Origin of the sequence: Halovenus halobia (assembly GCF_051414135.1) — an archaeon.
Classification (GTDB): Archaea; Halobacteriota; Halobacteria; order Halobacteriales; family Haloarculaceae; genus Halovenus; species Halovenus halobia.
Window position 1 is genome coordinate 120,484 of the sequence record NZ_JBLKOA010000005.1, and the last position, 17,115, is coordinate 137,598.

Below are 17,115 nucleotides of genomic sequence, written 5' to 3' on the forward strand. Positions count from 1 at the left end.
TCGGCACCGATGAAATCAGCCACGGACGAGCGAATTCCGGCGTGGGTTCGCGCCCGCCTCGGCGTCGACAGTCGAGCGATTGGGGCCTTCCGGGTCGCGCTCGGCCTCGTCCTGCTGGTCGACGTGCTCTCGCGGGCGCGACACCTTCGTGCGCTGTACACCGACGCCGGTATTGTCCCGCGCTCGGTCGTCCTGGCGGAGTACGGCGGCCCCTACGAACTCGTCCTGTCACTCCCTGACCCGTGGTATCCCCTTGTCCTCTTCCCGATTGGTGTCGTCTGCGGACTCGCACTGATTGCTGGTCGTCGACCCAGACTGTCTGTGTTCGCCGGCCTGCTCGTCGTGCTCTTGCTCCAGATGCGAAACCCCTACGTGCTCAACGGCGGTGATGTCTTGTTGCGCATCCTGTTCGTCTGGGCGCTGTTTCTACCCTACGAGGACGCGAGGCTGGGCAGTGAGGGCCGCCAGTTGGTTTCGATTGCGACGGCTGGACTGGTCCTGCAGACCGGGCTGGTCTACGCCGTCAACGCAACCCACAAGATCGACGGCGACACCTGGTGGGCTGGCGACGCTGTCGCGCAGGTGCTGGCGACCGAGCAGTACACCTACCTGTTCGGCGACTTCGTGCTCGATTTCTTTGGCGGGACGGGGCTGCTGGTCGCCGCGAACTACGCCTGGATTGCGCTGCTGGTCTGCTCGCCGCTGCTGGTGCTCGCAACGGGCCGCCTTCGGACGGCGCTGGTCTCGCTGTTTGCGCTCGTTCACGTCGGCATGTTGCTCACGCTCGCCGTCGGCCACTTCCCGCTGGTCTCGCTGGCAAGTCTGGTGGTCCTCTACCCGCCGGGTGCGTGGGACTGGGTCCAGCGCAGTGCCGGCCGTGTTCGGAACCGTCTCGGCGTCTCTGCACCTGCTCTCGACTCGATATCTTCGTGGGAGAGAAGTACACTGCGGTTTCCGTCGGGGGCCGTTCCCGACCGAGTTCGTTCGGTGGCCCACGCGGTTGTGTTCCGGGCCGTCCCGGCAGTCTTGGTCACCTTCAGCCTGCTCTCCGCTGCGGGTGTCGTCGGCTTTCCGACGCCGGAGCCGACAGACGAAGCAATCGAGACGGCGGATTTCGGCCAGAACTGGCAGATGTTCGCCCCGGAGCCCCCCGATAGAACGTGGTGGATTGCGACGCCCGCGGAGCGACCCGATGGCACGAGTGTCGACGCCTTCCACGACCGGCCGTTCGCGGCAGACTCTCCAGCGCAGGCGAATCACATGGCGAGTTTCCGCTGGCGAAAGTACTTCCAGACGTTGCGCTTTGCCGACACCCATCCTCGCCAGACCGAGTACGCACGCTATCTCTGCGAAAACCGAAATATCGAGCGCGTCGAACTGTACTACGGCTATCAGACGGTTCCGGGCGAACAGCCGTACGAGGCTGGCGGCGAGACGCTCGCGGCCTTCGAGTGTAGCGAGTTTACCGAGTGAATCACTCGCTCGCCAACTGACCATCGAACTGACTGCTGGCTTCCATGGATACGCCGGTTACCTCGAAGCGCGCTCCGCCCGCGTCGCTCTCGGTAGCGTCGATCTCCCAGCCGTGTCCCCCGACAATCTCTTGGACGATAGCGAGGCCGAGCCCAGTTCCGTCGGGATTCGTCGTGTGTCCGTGCTCGAAGATGTCGTCGTGGTCCTCGGACGGGAGCCCGGCGCCGTCGTCTTCGATGTAGAAGCCGCCGGTGTCGAGCGGGCCGACTCGAACCGTCAGCCTGCCTGCGTCGCCAGCGTGGTCGATGCTGTCTTCCTGAGCCCCCGAAGGAGGGCTCGTGGAGCCATGCTCCACGGCGTTTCTGATGAGATTCTCGAAGACGGTCAATAGTCTGTCCTCGTCTGCCTCCAACTCGGCGTCGGCGACCACGTCAAGCACGGCGTCGTCGGTCTCGACGGTCTCCCAGGCTCGCTCGGCGACCGCTTCCAGCGACACACGCTCGACTTCGGTAACCGCCTTGCCCTCCCGAGCAAGGATGAGTGCATCCTCGATGATATCCTCCATCCGTTCGTGTGCGGACCGGACCGTTTCGAGTCGCTCCACGTCAACCTCGACTGTGTCGGCATCGTCATCGGCGCGTGCGTACGGGAGTTCGAGGTTGCCATCTGCGACGTTGAGTGGATTCCGGAGGTCGTGGCTGACGATGCTCGCGAACTGGTCGAGGCGTTCGTTCTGGTGTTCGAGTTGCTGTTCGGTCGTCTTCTGGTCGGTGATGTCGTGCAACAACATGACGAACCCCGCGGGCGTCCTGCTCGCGTCTGTCAGTTCGGTTATCTGGACGTCGTAACACCGGTCTCCTCGAGGACTCTCGGCCCAAACCTGGTCACGCAGTTCTCGGAGCGACTCATCGCCCCAGATGACAGGCCGAAGTTCTTCGCCGCCGCTGGTCAGGTCTCTTCGGGTAATTTCGTCGATGAACTGTCCGATTGGGCGCTCTGTCCCGAACATGGTCTTCGCCGTCGTGTTGATGTCCACGACGCGGCCGTCGGTATCGAGCACGACAATCCCGTTGTCGACTTCCTGGACGATAGCGTCCCGTGCCAAGGGCAGGACGTTTCCGGACCCGGAGCTGACCACCGACAGCAGCCGTTCGAGTGGAATCAGTCGAGCGGCAGTGATACTCATTGTCGTAACCATCGTTCCGAGTCCGACGACCAGGTACGTCAGCGCGAAGAACGTCCAGTACGGAAACGGACTCACGCCGAGTGCTCTCGGAATCGTGACGCCGGTCATCAGCACGACCATCACCAGAAAGACGAGACTGAATTTCCTGTAGACGTTTCGCGACCGCGAGACCTGCAGCACGAGCAGTGAGACGTACACCGTAATCAACCCGTAGCCGACCAGCAGTAACGCGAACAGCGCCGGGCCGAACTCGACGTCGAGCACGGCGAACGACCCGCTGCTGTCCAGCGTCGGGTTCACCAGCAGCAACTCGTGGATAGGATTCGTGATGCTCAAGATGAACATTGCGGCCGGGTACGCGGCCAGCGCAACGAGTCGTCGTCGGGTGAGTTGCTCACCTCGGCCGGTAAACTGCAGTGTGAACCCCAACATCGTCACGATGACGAGCCCGATGCAGGGAACAAACAGTCTGTACCACAGTAGAATCAGGTCGCGAGTAGTCGTAGACACCATCAGGAGGTTGAACAGCACCCACAACAGCACCGAGAGCTGCAGGGCGACACTCCACGTCTCAACGGGGCTGTCTCGCTGACGCCAGGTGAGTCCAGTACCGACGGCTGCGAGAACCAGTGCCGCGACCAGCGGAATCGTATACGGTGTGTACTGCAGCCCCATTGTTGCTCCCCACGTCGCCCGCGTTCTGCTGTGATTGTCCTGCAGGCGTCGTTCGTCTAACTCGACACGCCACTGTAAAAACTCACCTCCACGGTATTCAACGCTGATAATAGCGGGTCGTACCGCGAGCGGACAGTTACTCCTCGTCGACGACTTCCAGGCCGCGGTTGTTGACCGCACCGGGGTCGAGGCCAACCTCTTCGAGGAACTTCTTGTATTCGCGTTCGCACTGTTCGGCGTCTTTCTGTCGGTCGGAGGCGTGGTCACAGAGTTGCAGCAAGTCCTCTGGCACGTCGTTCGAGTGGACAATCCAGTGGTTGATCAGGTCCGAGAGCCGCCGGATTGGCGAGGTGAAGTGCCCGTAAATCTCGAAGTTCAGGGCGTGGTGGCCGCCGAAGGGGTCGTTCATGTACTTCGCGCGGGGCATCACCTTCATCACCGCCCACTGAATCTTGTCGAGTTGGCGCTGTGGCGCTTCCTCGAGCGTGGCGTTGACGGCTTTCCGCGGGTCGTCCCACGCCTCGCCGGGCACCGAGACGCCATCGAGTTCCTGAATCTCTCTCAGCGCGTCGTTCCACTCGTCGGGGCTTGGCTGTGGGTGGACGCGGTACATTGCCTCGACACCGCGGTCCCACATCAGTTCGTGGGTAACTGCCTTGTTCGCCTTGAGCATACACTCCTCGATGATGGTGTGTGCCCGGTCGCGGCGCGGGTTGAGCACCAGTGAGCCGTCCTCTTTGCGCTGTTCGTGCATCCGGTCGGCCAGTTCCCAGACCAGTTCGGTCTTCTCTGCAAGGTCAACCTCGGCGTCTTCGAGGAACTCCCCGGCAGCGTCGGGGTCGTCGAGAATCTCCTCACACTGGCTGTAGGTCAGTCGTGCATCGCTGCGGATGACAGATTTGTAGATGTCGATGGTCTCGTAGCCAAGCGTCTCCTTGTCGAGGTGCATCTCGACGGTGTGTGCGAGTCGGTCCTCGTGAGCAACCAGTGAGCAGACCGTTTCGGCCAGCACCGGCGGCAGCATGTGCACGGTATGCGCCGGGAGATAGATGGTGTTCGCGCGGCGGCGTGCCTCGTCCCACATCTCCGTGTCAGGCGTAACGTAGTGGCTCACGTCGGCGATGTGGACCCAGAGCACGAACTCGTCGTCGCGCTCTTCGATCGAGATGGCGTCGTCGAAGTCCTGTGCGTCGATTGGGTCGGTCGTCCACGTCGTCATCTCACGCAGGTCTTCGCGCTCGCCAATCTCGTCTTCAATCTCTGCCTGTACGTCTTCAGTCCGGGCTTCTGCCTCTTCCATCACCGATGGCGGGAACTCGTAGGGCATCTCGAATTTCTCGAACAACTCTTCGCGCTTGTTTTCGAGATGTCGGGCCATCTCCTCGTCGATTTCGACAGGGCCCTGCCCCTCGGCAGTGCCGGCTTCGGCCTGCTCAGACTCGGTCATACCCCCGGCTACGGCCGACCGGTAATTAGAGGTGTCGCTGACACATCACGGGTCAGGAGACGCCGACCCGACTCAGTGGGCCCTGACCTGTTCACATGTACCAGACCGTCAGAAGAACACGTCACCGAGCAACCGGTTGCTGTCGTTTTCGGCATCGTCGCCACAATTCTGTCGTGCTGCGAGGATCCGCTCGTAGTTTTCGACTACTTGCTGGCGCTGCTGGTCTTTCTGTTCGAGTCGGTGTCGAAGCGTCGCAATCTCCTGTCTCAGCAGCGTGTTTTCGGCTTCAAGTTCCTCGACCGTTTCCGTGAGGTGGTCCCGTCGTGCTTCGAGACGGTCGAGTTCAGCGGCGGAGACCAGACGGACGAGTTGCTCTTCGCTGTGACCCGACACTCCTTCACCGTCGCTCAACTGTTCGGAGGAGTCTGACATACAATGCCGAGTCACGCCTACTGGAGCGACACGTAAAAATTGCCGTCAGTCAGTTGTCAGACGAGCCTCTCTCGGCGGGTTCAGGCCTCGCCGTGCCACTCCGCGAGGAACTGCTCGAAGAAGGTTTCCAGAAACGCCTCGCGCTGGGCCGCGAGTTCGCGGGCTGGCTCGGTGTGTAACTCCTCGCGCAACCTGAGCAGTTTGTCCTCGAAGTGATACAGTTGGGAGTACTCATCGCCGTCGGGGTCGAACAGCGGCGTTCCGTGCACTCCGCCGAAGGCAAAGGTCCGTGCAATCCCGACTGCGCCCATCGCATCGAGGTTGTCCGCGTCGCGAAGAATCTTCGCTTCCAGCCTCTCTGGCTGTGGGTCCTCACCGCGAAAGGCGAGGTCATCGTGGACGGCAACGCAGTGCTGAACGGTCGAAATTTTCTCCGCCGACACGCCAGCCTCCGCAAGAATAGTCGCAACTGTCGGCAGCGTCTCGACAGGGTCACAGCCAGTGCCCGAGCCCTGTACCCGGTGGATGTCGTGAGTCAGTGCCGCACAGCCGACCACTTCTCGGTCGGCGTCCAACTCCGCCGCAAACTGCTGGCCGAGACGGAAGACTCGCCAGACGTGATGCATATCGTGGCCAGAGGAATCGGTAGCGAGATGTGTTCGGACACCGTCGGCAACCGCTGGAAACGGCGACTCGTCGTGCCGCGGGCCGCCCGGGTGTGCGCCCGTTGTCGGGTGGGGGTCACTCAATCCGGAGCGTTCGTCGCTCATACGCTCGCTACCGTGGCCGGCCACTGGATTGTTTCGGTCGCTAACACCACCGCTCGTACTGGTGGGTCCGGGCCGGGTTCTGTGGCTGTGGCTCGCGGTCAGTGTCGTCGTACTGCTCGCGGTGCTGTTCGTAGCCGATGCTCAGCGACCCCTCCGGGTCGAACGCCCGCGGGAGCGTCTGCTCGGCCTGCCGTTTGTTCCAGCCCGCCAGCTTCCGCAGCGCGGTGTCGTCGTCCAGGTCCTCGACGTCGAGTGCGTCCACGGCCGCTGACAGTGCTTCGTCGCCGCGCTCTCCGCGGACGACGAACGTCGTTGCGCTGTCGGGGCTGGCGACGTTCCCGGCAGAGATGTCTGCCGCCCGGCCGGTGAAGTCGGCACACTCCCCACAACCGGACAGACCTGCCGCATCGAAGGCTTCGACGTCGGTCTCCAGGAGGGTCTCTTCCTCGCCGTAGGCGAACAGTTTGCCGTCACTCACGTCGAGGCTATCGACCGCCGCGGGGTCGACGCCGTGGTCGCGCAGCACCGACCGCAGGCGGTCGGCCTCGAAGCTCCGGGTACAAAACAGCGCGACAGTCAGCGCAATCTCGTCGCGCTCGCCCGGCCGGCCGAACGACTGCAACGCCGACACGCCCTGAATCACGCAGGGTGTGCCCACGAGGGCAAGGTCGGGGTCCGAAAGCGACGATTCGGCGACGAGGCGGTCGATTTCGCCGAGTTGCATCGGCTGTGTGAACACCGAGCCAGCGTTCGCCAGCAACTCCTCGCGGCTGGTCGCGAGCACAGCCTCGCCTCGAAGCGGCTCGTCCTCGCGCTCACGGGCGACGACCGCGCCATCGAGTTCGCCGGCGGCCAGCAACTCGCCGAGCAGTGCGGTCACCGCACCGCCGTCCTGGCCGGCTACCTGTGTCTCCCCATCGGCGGCCCGGACGGCGTAGGCACTGGTCGACCCCTCGCGGTCGCGTTCGGCCTCTGCAATCACTCGCTCGTAGCGGAGGCCGCTGCGCGGACAGAAGTCCCAGCAGCGCGAACAGCCGGTACACATCTTCACGAGTGTTGGCTTGCCGTCGATGTCGTCGATGCCGATAGAGTCGGAGGGGCAGGCCGCCGCACAACTGCCACACTGAATACAGCGGTCGGCCTCGATGACGGCTTCGTCGAGGTCACGGAACCAGATTTTCCCCGCGGGTGTGTTCGTATCCTTGTGCTCCCGTGGGTCCTCGCTCACGCCCGGTGAGCGAGGGAGATGTTCTCGTTTGGACATCAGTCGTCAGCCTCCATCGTCGCGGTTGTATCGGTGTCTGTCACGAGCTCGAACAGCCGTTGCTGTGGGGTCCGTTCGACCCACTCGCTGAACGGTTCGCCGTTGGACTCTGCCGCGTAGGTGTCCAGCACGCGCCGGACGACGTTCGGGAGGTCTGCCGTCGGATGGCTGCCGACGACCCAGTCGACGAACTGGCCGCGGCCGAGGTCCCCGCCCAGTCCGACGTCGACGGCGGGTTGGCTTCCCTCGACCGTCCGGCGGTCCTCGCCGCGCAGGCCGATGTCGGCAATCTGTGGCTGGGCGCAGGAGGCCGAACAGCCCGAGAGGTGCAGCCGGACCGCCTCGGGGTCGGCGGGCCCGTCGTACTCCGTCTCGAACCACTCGTCGAGGTCCCGGGCCCAGCGAATCGCCCGGTCTTTCGTGTTGATAATGCCGTAGGTGCAGTACTCTTTGCCAGTACAGGCGACAACGCCGCGGGTGAACGGCCCGGGGTCGGGACTGTACCGTTGGATGACTGGCTCCGCGCGGAACTCCTCGACAGCATCGGGGTCGACCCCGGGAACGATGGCGTTCTGGTTCATGCTGAGTCGAACCTCGCCGCTGCCGTACTCGCTGGCGAGCGAAGCGAGGTCGGCGAACTCGTCGCCGCCCATCCGTCCGACGGGGACGTTCAGCCCGACGTACTGTCGGCCGTCGGCCTGCTCGTGGACGCCGACGTGGTCGCCGCGGTACCGCTCGGTGAGGCTCTCGCCCGCCGGTTCGACGGCGAAATCGACGCGCTCCGTGATGTCCTCGCGGACGGCGTCGACGCCGAACTCCGCCACCAGAAAGCGCAGGCGGTTGACCGCGGTGTCGAGGTAGCTGCCGCGCTCGATGAAGAAGTCGGCCGTCGCCTCGACGAGTTCGACCACGTTCTCGGGTTCGACGAACAAATCGATGTCGCGAGCCAGTCGCGGCCCGTCGGAGAGGCCGCCGCCAATCTTGACATTGAACCCAAACCGGCCGTCCTTCTCGGCCGGCAACAGCCCCAGGTCGTTGAGTTCCGCCCGGGCGCAGTTCTCGTGACAGCCCGTCACCGACACCTTCAGTTTCCGGGGGAGGTTGGCGTACTGCTCGTCGGCCAGGAAGCGCTCGGCAATTTCGTCGGCGAGCGTGCCCGCGTCGGCTTCCTCGTCGGGGTCGAGACCGGCAACCGGGCAGGCGACTACGTTGCGGACGGAGTTGCCACAGGCCTGCATCGTCGTCAGCCCGACGGCCTCGTAGCGGTCCCAGATTTCGGGCACGTCTTCGAGTCGAATCCAGTGCATCTGAATATCCTGGCGGGTCGTGATGTCCAGATAGCCGTCGCCGAACTCCGGGCTCTGCTCGCGGCCGCCGTGGGCCTCGGGTGCCCGGGCGAATTCGTCGGCCACCTGACCGACGACTCGGGCCTGTTCGGCGTCGAGGCGGCCGCCGGGCACCTTCGTCCGGAGCATGAAGTAGCCGCGCTGTTTCTGGTGGTACAGCCCGACGAGTTTCAGCCGGTCGACGATTCCGTCGTGGTCCTCGACCAGCGCCTCGAACCCCCTGTCGGCGTAGGCCCGGACCGTCGCCTCGAGACCTTCTGGACTCCACTCGTCAGCCGTCTCTCGAATCCAGCCTGTCAAGCTACCTTCGTAGGCAGTGACGCGCTCGTAGCCCAGTTCGGAGAGGACGGCGTAGGTGTGGCTCAGCCGTCGGGCCGTGTTACAGTAGAGTACGACCTCGCGGTCACGTTCGATGCCGCGGTCTGCGAGGAGACGTTCGATTTCCTCGCGGGCTTTCAGCGAGCCGTCGGTGACGAGGTCCTCCCAGCCGAGCTGGACCGCACCGGGGATGTGGGCGGCGTCGTACTCTGCTGCCGAACGGGTGTCGACAACGACCCCGTCGCCGTCGAGTGCTCGCTCGACCGCTTCGCGGCCGACGATTGGTTTGCCCGGGGCTCCGGTCTCGTAGCTCGTGTTGCTGTCGACGCTGACGGCACCGGTTTCGGTCTCGTAGCGACTACTCCAGGCGTCGTAGCCACCATCGAGCAGATACAGCGGTGCATCGTGGCCGAACGCCGCGGCGGTCAATAGGAGTCGCGCCGCGTAGACCCCTGCCTCGTCGTCGTAAGCGACAATCGGCGTCTCTCGGCCGATACCGAGTTCGCTCATCGATTCCTCGAACTCTGGCGGGGTCGGGAGATGACCGGCGGTCCCGCCTGCCGGGTTTCGTATCGCCTCGTAGGGCAGGTGGACCGCGCCCGGAACGTGGCCGACGCCAGCGAAACGCTGCTCGTCGCGCACGTCGACGACCGCTACGTCGTCGGCCGACGCCACCCAGTCGGGGCCGACGACCGACAGTTCAACCATCGACGCTCACCGGCCGGTCTGTTCTGGCCTGTCTCTCGGATTTCATACAGTAGCAAGGAGTACGACTGCCCCAGACTTTCCCCCTCGCATTCGGGTAAATCCGACCACCACTCCGAGACGCCTACGGCCAATTGCTGGCGATTGTGACAACATTTCGACCCGTGATACGACCGGAGTTCTTGTACCGAATTCGAGGAATCGCTCGCCGTGGCAGTTGCTGCTAGCTGATTCGTCGCACTGTCTGTCTCCGGGAAAGGTGAAAAAATTGCCGGGAATGGATCCCGGGGTCAGTCGTCGGCGATAACCTGGTCGTCGTTTTGCTCGATGAGTCGGTCCATCGCTTCGACCATCGCGGTTACCGACGCGCGAGTGATGTCCGAGTCGCTTTTCGAGACTGCAACGGTGTTGTCGTCGCGGGACATCTCCACTTCGACGGTAACGATGGCGTCTGTCCCGCCGGTGATGGCGTCGACGTGGTAGGCCTCCAGTGCTGCGTCGGCTTCGTGCGAGAGCGCCTCGACGGTGGCGTTCATCGCGGCGTCGACAGGCCCGGAGCCGGTTGCGGCATTTTCGCGTGTCTCGCCGTCGACGTCGAGTCGGATACTCGCCGTCGGCGGGTTGACACCGCTGACCGCCGTCAGGTCGAGCAGTTCGACGCGGCGTTCGCGGTCACTGCCGCTGATTTCCTCGGCAATCCGCAGCAAGTCTGCGTCGGTGACGCGCTTGCCGCGGTCACCAATTTTCTTGACCCGGGAGACAACCTCCGCGAGTTGGTCGTCGGTGACCTCCATGTCGTGTTCGTCCAGTGCGGCTTTTACGCCCGCACGGCCGGCGTGTTTGCCGAGTGCGAGTCGGCGCTGGCGGCCCACCTTTTCCGGCGGGTATGGCTCGTACATCGCGTCGTCTTTGAGCGTCCCGTCGGTGTGGATGCCAGACTCGTGGGTGAAGGCGTTCTGACCGATGACAGCCTTGTTCGGCGCCAGCGGAATGCCGGTCGCGTTGGCGATGAGCTGGGCGAGGTCGTACACTGCTTCGAGGTTCATCGTCTCGACACCGTAACCGTGGTCGAGCGCGATGGCAACCTCTTCGAGTGCGACGTTGCCTGCTCGTTCACCAATCCCGTTGATGGTGCCGTGGACGAGGTCTGCACCCGCTGCAACTGAGACGAGGGCGTTCGTTACAGCGAGTCCCAGGTCGTCGTGGGTGTGCGTGCTCACTGGCCCCAGGTCTGTCAGTCGTGAGACGACCTCGAGGGTGCGGTCTGGGGTTGCGTGGCCGACTGTATCGGCGTAGCAAACCCGGTCTGCGCCCGCCTCCAGTGATGCGCCCATCAACGCTTCGAGATAGTCGAGGTCAGCCCGAGAGCCGTCCTCGCCGATGACCTCGACCCAGAGGCCGTGGTCTTTCGCGTACTCGACGAGGTCGGCCGTGTTTTCGACATTCTCCTCGGGCGTCGTCCCCACTTTCTGGGTGACGTGCTTGTCGCTGGCCGGAACGACGAGGTTGATGCCGTCGACATCGCAATCCATCGCCAGATCGATATCGTTGCGGATGCCACGACAGAAACTCGTCACTGTCGCGTCCAGATCCAGGTCAGTGACGCGCTGGATCGTTTCGCGCTCGCCCGACCCGGTGCAGGCGCTGCCGGCCTCTATGACATCGATTGCCGCATCGTCGAGTTTGCGAGCGATGCGTGCTTTCTCGTCCGGGGTGAGCGAGATACCAGGTGCTTGTTCGCCATCCCGGAGCGTCGTATCGAGGAACTGTACGTCGGAAACGTCGGACAGTGCGTTAGTTTCGGGGTGGCCCCCGAATAAATCGATCACGGGTCATCTTACCCTACTGGTGACTGCTGTCATGCACGTACATAAGCCTGACTTTTGCGTGTTCCGCCCGAGTATTACGGCTGTTTATTCCGCCGCGGGAGCCACACGCTCTCTCGCTGCTTCTCTGTCGAGCACTTCGACGGTGTCGCCGACGCTGACGCCCTCCGCGTCGCCCGCCGGCAGTTCGAGGATGCGGTCTGCTTTCGCCATCCCGACGCTTCGCCAGGGGTGCATCCGGGCGACTTTCTTGACCTCGTCGTCGGCCAGCCAGATGACGTCCAGTGGCTCCCGGACGAACAGCATGTGGACGAACTGCCGCGGTGGACCGCCAGTTAGCGAGAACCCACCACCGACTTCCATCACGAGTGCGCCGGGAATCTCCGAGCGAAACATCAGCCCTCGCATCTGGGAGAGTGTCGAGTCTGCTCTCTCCACGTCGTCAGTGAGTACGCGGGGGTCGGAGCCACCCTCGCCCAGCGTATCCTCTGGCATGTGGACGACATACTCGGCCATATCCGCATCTCACACCGTCGGGAGAAAAGTCTGTCTCCGAGTCACGCTCGGCTTGTCGTTTTTGCACAACTGCCGTGGCTCCCGAACTGTTTTGCAAACAAAGAGCACGCACATGTATCTACGCGGCAATTTTATATAACTGAAACAGAGAATTGTGGACGATGAACCGAGGGGACAAAAACACCGTCCGGGTGGTCGCGTTCGGTTGTGCGTTGCTGATGACGCTGGGTATGGTCTCGACAATCGGGGTTGCCGCGCCGATTCACACCGACACACGTGCAACGAGTGGCGTGTCGGCCGAGACGACGGCTGACTCGGTCACCGGTACAGGGGTGCAACCAACTGACCGTCGAACGCTCGCGGCGGATTCACACTCAGACGAGGGTTGTGTCGTCGATTCCTTCGGGAGTGTCTATCCCGAACTGGTCGAGGTGCGGTGTACGGAATCCGAATCTGGCGATACGTCGCTCGCTATCGGTGGCACCGGCGGGTGGGCCTACGCCTTGTACCTCGAAATTCCTCCTGGGACCAACAAGACGGGAATTCTTGGCCGCGGCGGGGAAGTCATCCCACGAATCGGGGACACGAGAGCGGAACGGGCGTGGGCCAACGAAATCCCCAAATTTGGCGACGAGGTCGTCATCGTCTCACAGAGTTCCTTCGACGTGGAGCAGGGGCGGTCCGATGCGTTTTTGTTCGCTCACGAGCCAGGGTCGATATTCCAGTCGGTCCCGCCCGGTGTCTACAATATGCGCGTCGTCGTCTACCAGAAGTTGAGCGTCACCGAGATACAGAGTTCTCGTTCGGGACCCGAGTACTACAGACAAGTGATCGACAAAGCGCCACGGAAAGAGTCCGAACTGACTGTCGAGTTGGGTCCCTGTCGGGCGGACTACAACGCCGAGCAACGACTAGAGAACGTCGACCAGAACATGCTCGAGACGTACGAAAAACTGGGCGAGGCGAAAGCGGAGTACAGCAAGGCACGACGGTCGTTCAGCGATAATGTGGAATCGCTCACGGTCTCGGTGCTCGCTGGAGCTGTCAGCAAGACGGCGGAATGGATGATCACCCTGACTAATCTGATGAAAGGCTCTCCCGACCCCAAAAATATCCGCACGCTTGCCAATATGCAGATGGATTTGGAGAAGGGGGCCCAGGCACAGAAAGCGTTCGAGAAGCGCGTCGCGGAAATCAAGGAACTACAGTCGAAGAAATCGTCGATTTTCGAGGGCGTCGAACGGTGTAACGGTGAGCCCTACAGTCTGGAAAAGTACCAAGCTCCCTCGCCGAGCGAGATTCAGGATGCAATCGATTCGGGGGGTGACGAACAATGACGGAGAGAATCAGCGCACGTCGGCGGCGTATCCTGCTCGTGTTCGCGGTGGCCGCTCTGGTCGCGCTGGCCGGGTGTAGCGGCGCTGACAGTCCCTCAGCGTCGAACAACGGAACGGAAGCGGCCGGAGGCGACGAACCCGGAGCGAACGACGAAATGTCGACAGGTGCTGACGAGGAGCCAACACTGGATAGCGTGACGGCGAACGCGAGCGAGGCGCTCGCGGAGATAGAGTCGTTCACCCTGGAGACGACGAGTCGCACAAGCAACGCGACGCAGTCGCTCACGGTCAACCAGACAATCAGAGCCGACATCGATGCGGGGGCCGTCTACGCCGTCGAGCGGTCAGACCTGCGCGGGAACACGAACGGGATAGTGGTGACCGAGCGGTACGGCAGCGGCGAGACGGTGTTTGTCCGCAACTCCTTCCCGGCACAGAACTTCACATTCTACGAACGGCAGCGTGTGACCGATGCCGTCGAGGAATCTGTCGAGGACACCGAATCGGGCTCGCTCGCGGACCGGTACGAGTTCAGCCACAGTCGCACCGCCGACGGCGACCACCGGTTCACGGCCGACTCGGTCGAGCAGTTCACCGGGAGCGTCTCCGGGGGGACGGTCGAGTCTCTCTCGGCCGAGGTTATCGTCGACGCTGACACAGGTCTCGTGACCGAGGTCGAGATACGCCTGACGGCGACGACCGAGCAGGGAGAGCTAACAATCTCGGAACAGCGGACCCTCTCGGAGCTCGGAACGACGACGGTCACCGAGCCTGACTGGCTCGACACAGCACGAGACGAAACTGGCCAGGGGTCGTAATCCTGCGGACCCTCCACCCAAATCATAAGCGGACTCCTCGCTAACTCCGGATATGGAGAAAACCGAGTCGGGGACCTCCGTCGGCGTCGACGACCCTTACCGGTTCGTCGAGCGCTGTGACCACCTGACCGACGAGGGAAAGTGTCGCTTCGCCGTCGAACACGGCGACCGTGACCGGCAGTTCTCCAGTGAGTTGCGCGCCGAGGAGTTCCAGTGTCCCGTCGCTGGCGACACCGACGAGGAGGGACTCACGGGACCGTGGGACTGGCAGGACTGCCCACACTTCCGGGCGCGGGAAACCGACGACGAGTGCATCCGCTGTGGCTTGACCGAGCAGCGGATGGCCCACGACGACGAGCGTCCGCTGCTTGAAGAACATCACCTCTCCTACGCCGACTCCTCGGACGCGGGCAGCGGTGACCCCTCGCACGAAATCACGGTGTCGCTGTGTCGGTGGTGTCACGCTAGCGTCCACGACTCGTGGGCGCGTATCGACGACGACGCCAGTCCGGACCCCGAAGCAATCGCACAGTGCGAGACTCGGAAAGCCCGGCAGGATGAAGAACTCTCCTTCGAGACTGCCGCCGAGCGGTACGACCCAGACAATCAGTAGACCCGCTCGCCGTTCCCAACCGGTTCGTCAGGGCGGAGGTGAACGGCGTTCCCGTCCGCATCGTCCACCCCAACAACCAGACACTGGCTCTCGAAGCCAGCGATGTTGACCGTCCCAAGATTGACCACGGCGACTACCTGCCGGTCCAGTAGTTCGTCTTTGCTGTAGTTCTCGGTCAAGCCAGCCGCAGACTGGCGACTCTCTTCGCCAAAATCCACGGTCAGTTTGTACACGTCCTTTCGCGCTTCCGGAAACTCCGCCACGTCCGTCACCGTCCCCACGCGCATCTCGACGTCATCCAGAAACTGCTCGGGTACAATATCCGGTTCGTTGATTCCCATATACCGACTCTCTCGCAGTCCCGGAAATAGATATGGTGCAGGCGTAGTTTCTACCGAACAGACACACCTGATACCGTCGTGTCGACAACGGCGAAAAAAGGGTTTCAGCGAGGCCGCCGAACGTGGGTGCATGGAACCTGATCTGGATAGATTTGGATCGCGCCGGTCGACAGTGTACGCCCCGTCGGGCGTCGTCGCGACGAGTCAACCGCTGGCCGCCGAGGCTGGCGTCTCAGTGCTTCGCGATGGCGGGAATGCCTTCGACGCCGCCGTCGCAACCGCCGCGGCACTGAACGTTGTCGAACCGACGAGCACCGGCCTCGGTGGCGATGTCTTTGCCTGCTACCGCACCGCAGACGGCGAGGTCGGTGGGATGCGGTCGTGTGGCCACGCGCCGGCAGGGGCGACCCGCGAGAAGGTCCGTGAGGCCGTCGACGACGACGCCGATACAGTGTACGGCGCAGACCGCACGCGCGATGGCGTGACGATGCCCGACCAGGGACCACACACTGTCACTGTCCCCGGCACAGCCCGTGGGTGGGAGGCAACCGTCCAGAAACACGGTCGGTTCGGCCTCAGTGACGTGCTCCAGCCAGCCATCACATATGCACTCGATGGCTACCCCGTAACAGAGGTCGTCTCCGAACAGTGGCAGCACGGCGAGGAACTGTTCACCGACGACAACGCCCGCGATGCCTACCTCTTCGACGGCGAGGCCCCGGACCCCGGGCAGTACGTCAGCCTTCCGAAACTCGGCCGCTCGCTCGAACGCATCGCCGAGGAAGGGGCGGATGTTGTCTACGAAGGCGAGATTGGCGAGGCAATCGCTGCGGAGATTCAGGACAAGGGCGGATTCATGACGACCGACGACCTCGCCGACTTCGAGGTAGAGTGGCTGGACCCGATTTCGACGACCTACAACGGCGTCGAAGTGTTCGAGTTGGGTGCGAACAATCAAGGCCAGATTGCGCTGGAGGCGCTGAATATTGCCGAAGAAATTGGTGCTGGCGAGCACCCATACGAATCCCCTGAGCGCGTCCACGCCTTCACCGAAGCGATGAAACTGGCCTTTACCGACGGCCACCACCACATCACCGACCCCGAGTTCGAGGCCGTCCCAAAACTCGAATCCAAGGAGTACGCACGCAAGCGTGCCCAGGAGTACAGCGCGGACGAAGTGCTCACGGATGTCGAGGTGGGCACACCCGATTCGGCGGGCGAGGACGCAGATACTGTTCTCCTGACTGTCGCCGACGACGAGGGCAACGTCGTCTCCTTCATCAACTCCCGCTTTGCAGGCTTCGGCAGCGGCGTGGTTGCGGGCGATACCGGCATTGCACTCCAGAACCGCGGCGCTTCGTTCTCGCTGTCGGGCGACGTACCGAACAGCCTCGAACCCGGCAAGCGACCATTCCACACACTCGTCCCCGCGCTTGCCCGCTTCGACGAGGACGACTGGATGGCCTTCGGCGTCATGGGCGGGTACATGCAGCCACAGGGCCACGTCCAACTGCTCTCGAATTTAATCGACTACGACATGCCACTACAGGCTGCACTCGACGCGCCGCGGTGGCGCTACCGGGCTGACGGCTCTGTTGCCCTCGAAGAGCAGATGGCCAACGGCATCGCGCCCAAACTCGCGCGGATGGGCCACGACGTGCGCATCCTCCCGCCGCTCCTGTTCGGCGGGGCCGAGGCCTCCCGGAAAGCTGGAACCGTGCTTTCGGGTGCAACCGAGCCACGGAAAGACGGTCAGGTTTCCGGATTTTGATTATCTAGACCCTGCTTCGGTTCCCAGTTTCGGATATCAGCCCTGCTGTTGATGTGGCTTCGAGTCCTACCACTTTCTATGTCCTCCAGTACGCCGCGCAAATCCAAATCTATCTACGAGTGGTTGAGTTGTCCGGAATGTGGCTCCCGCGATGTCGTCCGTGGCCCCCGGTTCGAGGACGGGTTCGTCGAATTGCGATGTGACGACTGCGAGCTAACTGCTCACGTCGGCCTCTGAGACTGGCCGGAGAACGCGGGACATATATGAGCTAGCCCGC

At 63.0% G+C, this 17,115-nt stretch carries 15 protein-coding genes; 6 read left to right on the forward strand and 9 right to left on the reverse strand.

The features are described 5' to 3' along the window. Nucleotides 1-9: 9 nt before the first annotated feature. Nucleotides 10-1,473 carry an HTTM domain-containing protein gene (locus ACMGFM_RS12355; RefSeq protein WP_436902941.1) on the forward strand — a complete coding sequence of 488 codons (1,464 nt, stop codon included), beginning with the start codon at nt 10-12 and terminating at the stop codon, nt 1,471-1,473. 1 nt (nt 1,474) lies between these two features. Here the strand turns inward: ACMGFM_RS12355 and ACMGFM_RS12360 are convergent, their stop codons facing one another. The 8 genes from ACMGFM_RS12360 to ACMGFM_RS12395 all read right to left on the reverse strand — a co-directional run bounded on the left by ACMGFM_RS12360 (nt 1,475) and on the right by ACMGFM_RS12395 (nt 11,958). Continuing rightward, on the reverse strand, nt 1,475-3,334 hold the full coding sequence (locus ACMGFM_RS12360; protein WP_436902942.1) for a histidine kinase N-terminal 7TM domain-containing protein: 1,860 nt from the start codon (nt 3,332-3,334) through the stop codon (nt 1,475-1,477). A 136-nt stretch (nt 3,335-3,470) separates the two neighbouring features. After that, nucleotides 3,471-4,781, reverse strand: a complete 1,311-nt coding sequence (locus ACMGFM_RS12365) for an RNB domain-containing ribonuclease (RefSeq protein ID WP_436902943.1) — start codon at nt 4,779-4,781, stop codon at nt 3,471-3,473. Between the two features lie 108 nt (nt 4,782-4,889). Beyond that, the gene (locus tag ACMGFM_RS12370) at nt 4,890-5,213 is read right to left on the reverse strand and encodes a hypothetical protein (protein ID WP_436902944.1); all 324 of its coding nucleotides are present in this window, start codon (nt 5,211-5,213) and stop codon (nt 4,890-4,892) included. Between the two features lie 80 nt (nt 5,214-5,293). Then, entirely contained in the window at nt 5,294-5,983 is a 690-nt protein-coding gene (locus tag ACMGFM_RS12375) for an HD domain-containing protein (RefSeq protein ID WP_436902945.1), read from the reverse strand. Between the two features lie 40 nt (nt 5,984-6,023). Then, nucleotides 6,024-7,247 (reverse strand): Coenzyme F420 hydrogenase/dehydrogenase, beta subunit C-terminal domain, encoded by a 1,224-nt coding sequence (locus ACMGFM_RS12380; RefSeq protein ID WP_436902946.1) that lies wholly within the window; start codon nt 7,245-7,247, stop codon nt 6,024-6,026. Further along, nucleotides 7,247-9,619, reverse strand: a complete 2,373-nt coding sequence (locus ACMGFM_RS12385) for a ferredoxin-like domain-containing protein (RefSeq protein ID WP_436902947.1) — start codon at nt 9,617-9,619, stop codon at nt 7,247-7,249. Before ACMGFM_RS12385 ends, ACMGFM_RS12380 begins: the two co-directional genes overlap by 1 nt. Before the next feature lie 287 nt (nt 9,620-9,906). Further along, nucleotides 9,907-11,445: a (R)-citramalate synthase gene (locus ACMGFM_RS12390; RefSeq protein WP_436902948.1), complete on the reverse strand. Its 1,539-nt coding sequence runs from the start codon at nt 11,443-11,445 to the stop codon at nt 9,907-9,909. Nucleotides 11,446-11,529: 84 nt separating this feature from the next. Then, the gene (locus ACMGFM_RS12395) at nt 11,530-11,958 is read right to left on the reverse strand and encodes a DUF192 domain-containing protein (RefSeq protein ID WP_436902949.1); all 429 of its coding nucleotides are present in this window, start codon (nt 11,956-11,958) and stop codon (nt 11,530-11,532) included. 161 nt (nt 11,959-12,119) lie between these two features. Between ACMGFM_RS12395 and ACMGFM_RS12400 the strand changes: the two genes are divergently transcribed. From ACMGFM_RS12400 to ACMGFM_RS12410, 3 genes are read left to right on the forward strand one after another with little or no spacing between them, the layout of a single operon-like run. Then, nucleotides 12,120-13,295, forward strand: coding sequence for a hypothetical protein (locus ACMGFM_RS12400; protein ID WP_436902950.1), 1,176 nt, complete (start codon nt 12,120-12,122; stop codon nt 13,293-13,295). Beyond that, a complete protein-coding gene (locus ACMGFM_RS12405; RefSeq protein WP_436902951.1) occupies nt 13,292-14,113 on the forward strand; it encodes a DUF7537 family lipoprotein in 822 nt (273 codons plus the stop codon). Before ACMGFM_RS12400 ends, ACMGFM_RS12405 begins: the two co-directional genes overlap by 4 nt. Nucleotides 14,114-14,165: 52 nt before the next feature. After that, nucleotides 14,166-14,726, forward strand: a complete 561-nt coding sequence (locus ACMGFM_RS12410) for a DUF7097 family protein (RefSeq protein WP_436902952.1) — start codon at nt 14,166-14,168, stop codon at nt 14,724-14,726. Here the strand turns inward: ACMGFM_RS12410 and ACMGFM_RS12415 are convergent. Then, complete coding sequence (locus tag ACMGFM_RS12415) at nt 14,720-15,067, reverse strand: tRNA-binding protein (RefSeq protein WP_436902953.1); 348 nt, start codon at nt 15,065-15,067, stop codon at nt 14,720-14,722. The genes ACMGFM_RS12410 and ACMGFM_RS12415 overlap by 7 nt on opposite strands. 130 nt (nt 15,068-15,197) lie before the next feature. Between ACMGFM_RS12415 and ACMGFM_RS12420 the strand changes: the two genes are divergently transcribed. Both ACMGFM_RS12420 and ACMGFM_RS12425 read left to right on the forward strand, forming a co-directional pair. Continuing rightward, nucleotides 15,198-16,838: a gamma-glutamyltransferase family protein gene (locus ACMGFM_RS12420; protein ID WP_436902954.1), complete on the forward strand. Its 1,641-nt coding sequence runs from the start codon at nt 15,198-15,200 to the stop codon at nt 16,836-16,838. Nucleotides 16,839-16,916: 78 nt separating this feature from the next. Continuing rightward, nucleotides 16,917-17,075, forward strand: a complete 159-nt coding sequence (locus ACMGFM_RS12425; RefSeq protein WP_436902955.1) for a hypothetical protein — start codon at nt 16,917-16,919, stop codon at nt 17,073-17,075. Nucleotides 17,076-17,115 lie beyond the last annotated feature (40 nt).

Excerpts from the sequence above, each read along its gene's own strand:
- ACMGFM_RS12355 (WP_436902941.1), top strand. The coding sequence starts at position 10 with ATGAAATCAGCCACGGACGAGCGAATTCCGGCGTGGGTTCGCGCCCGC.
- ACMGFM_RS12370 (WP_436902944.1), bottom strand. The coding sequence starts at position 5,213 with ATGTCAGACTCCTCCGAACAGTTGAGCGACGGTGAAGGAGTGTCGGGT.
- ACMGFM_RS12375 (WP_436902945.1), bottom strand. The coding sequence starts at position 5,983 with ATGAGCGACGAACGCTCCGGATTGAGTGACCCCCACCCGACAACGGGC.
- ACMGFM_RS12415 (WP_436902953.1), bottom strand. The coding sequence starts at position 15,067 with ATGGGAATCAACGAACCGGATATTGTACCCGAGCAGTTTCTGGATGAC.
- ACMGFM_RS12410 (WP_436902952.1), top strand. The coding sequence starts at position 14,166 with ATGGAGAAAACCGAGTCGGGGACCTCCGTCGGCGTCGACGACCCTTAC.
- ACMGFM_RS12365 (WP_436902943.1), bottom strand. The coding sequence starts at position 4,781 with ATGACCGAGTCTGAGCAGGCCGAAGCCGGCACTGCCGAGGGGCAGGGC.
- ACMGFM_RS12385 (WP_436902947.1), bottom strand. The coding sequence starts at position 9,619 with ATGGTTGAACTGTCGGTCGTCGGCCCCGACTGGGTGGCGTCGGCCGAC.
- ACMGFM_RS12395 (WP_436902949.1), bottom strand. The coding sequence starts at position 11,958 with ATGGCCGAGTATGTCGTCCACATGCCAGAGGATACGCTGGGCGAGGGT.
- ACMGFM_RS12360 (WP_436902942.1), bottom strand. The coding sequence starts at position 3,334 with ATGGGGCTGCAGTACACACCGTATACGATTCCGCTGGTCGCGGCACTG.
- ACMGFM_RS12420 (WP_436902954.1), top strand. The coding sequence starts at position 15,198 with ATGGAACCTGATCTGGATAGATTTGGATCGCGCCGGTCGACAGTGTAC.
- ACMGFM_RS12405 (WP_436902951.1), top strand. The coding sequence starts at position 13,292 with ATGACGGAGAGAATCAGCGCACGTCGGCGGCGTATCCTGCTCGTGTTC.
- ACMGFM_RS12425 (WP_436902955.1), top strand. The coding sequence starts at position 16,917 with ATGTCCTCCAGTACGCCGCGCAAATCCAAATCTATCTACGAGTGGTTG.
- ACMGFM_RS12400 (WP_436902950.1), top strand. The coding sequence starts at position 12,120 with ATGAACCGAGGGGACAAAAACACCGTCCGGGTGGTCGCGTTCGGTTGT.
- ACMGFM_RS12380 (WP_436902946.1), bottom strand. The coding sequence starts at position 7,247 with ATGTCCAAACGAGAACATCTCCCTCGCTCACCGGGCGTGAGCGAGGAC.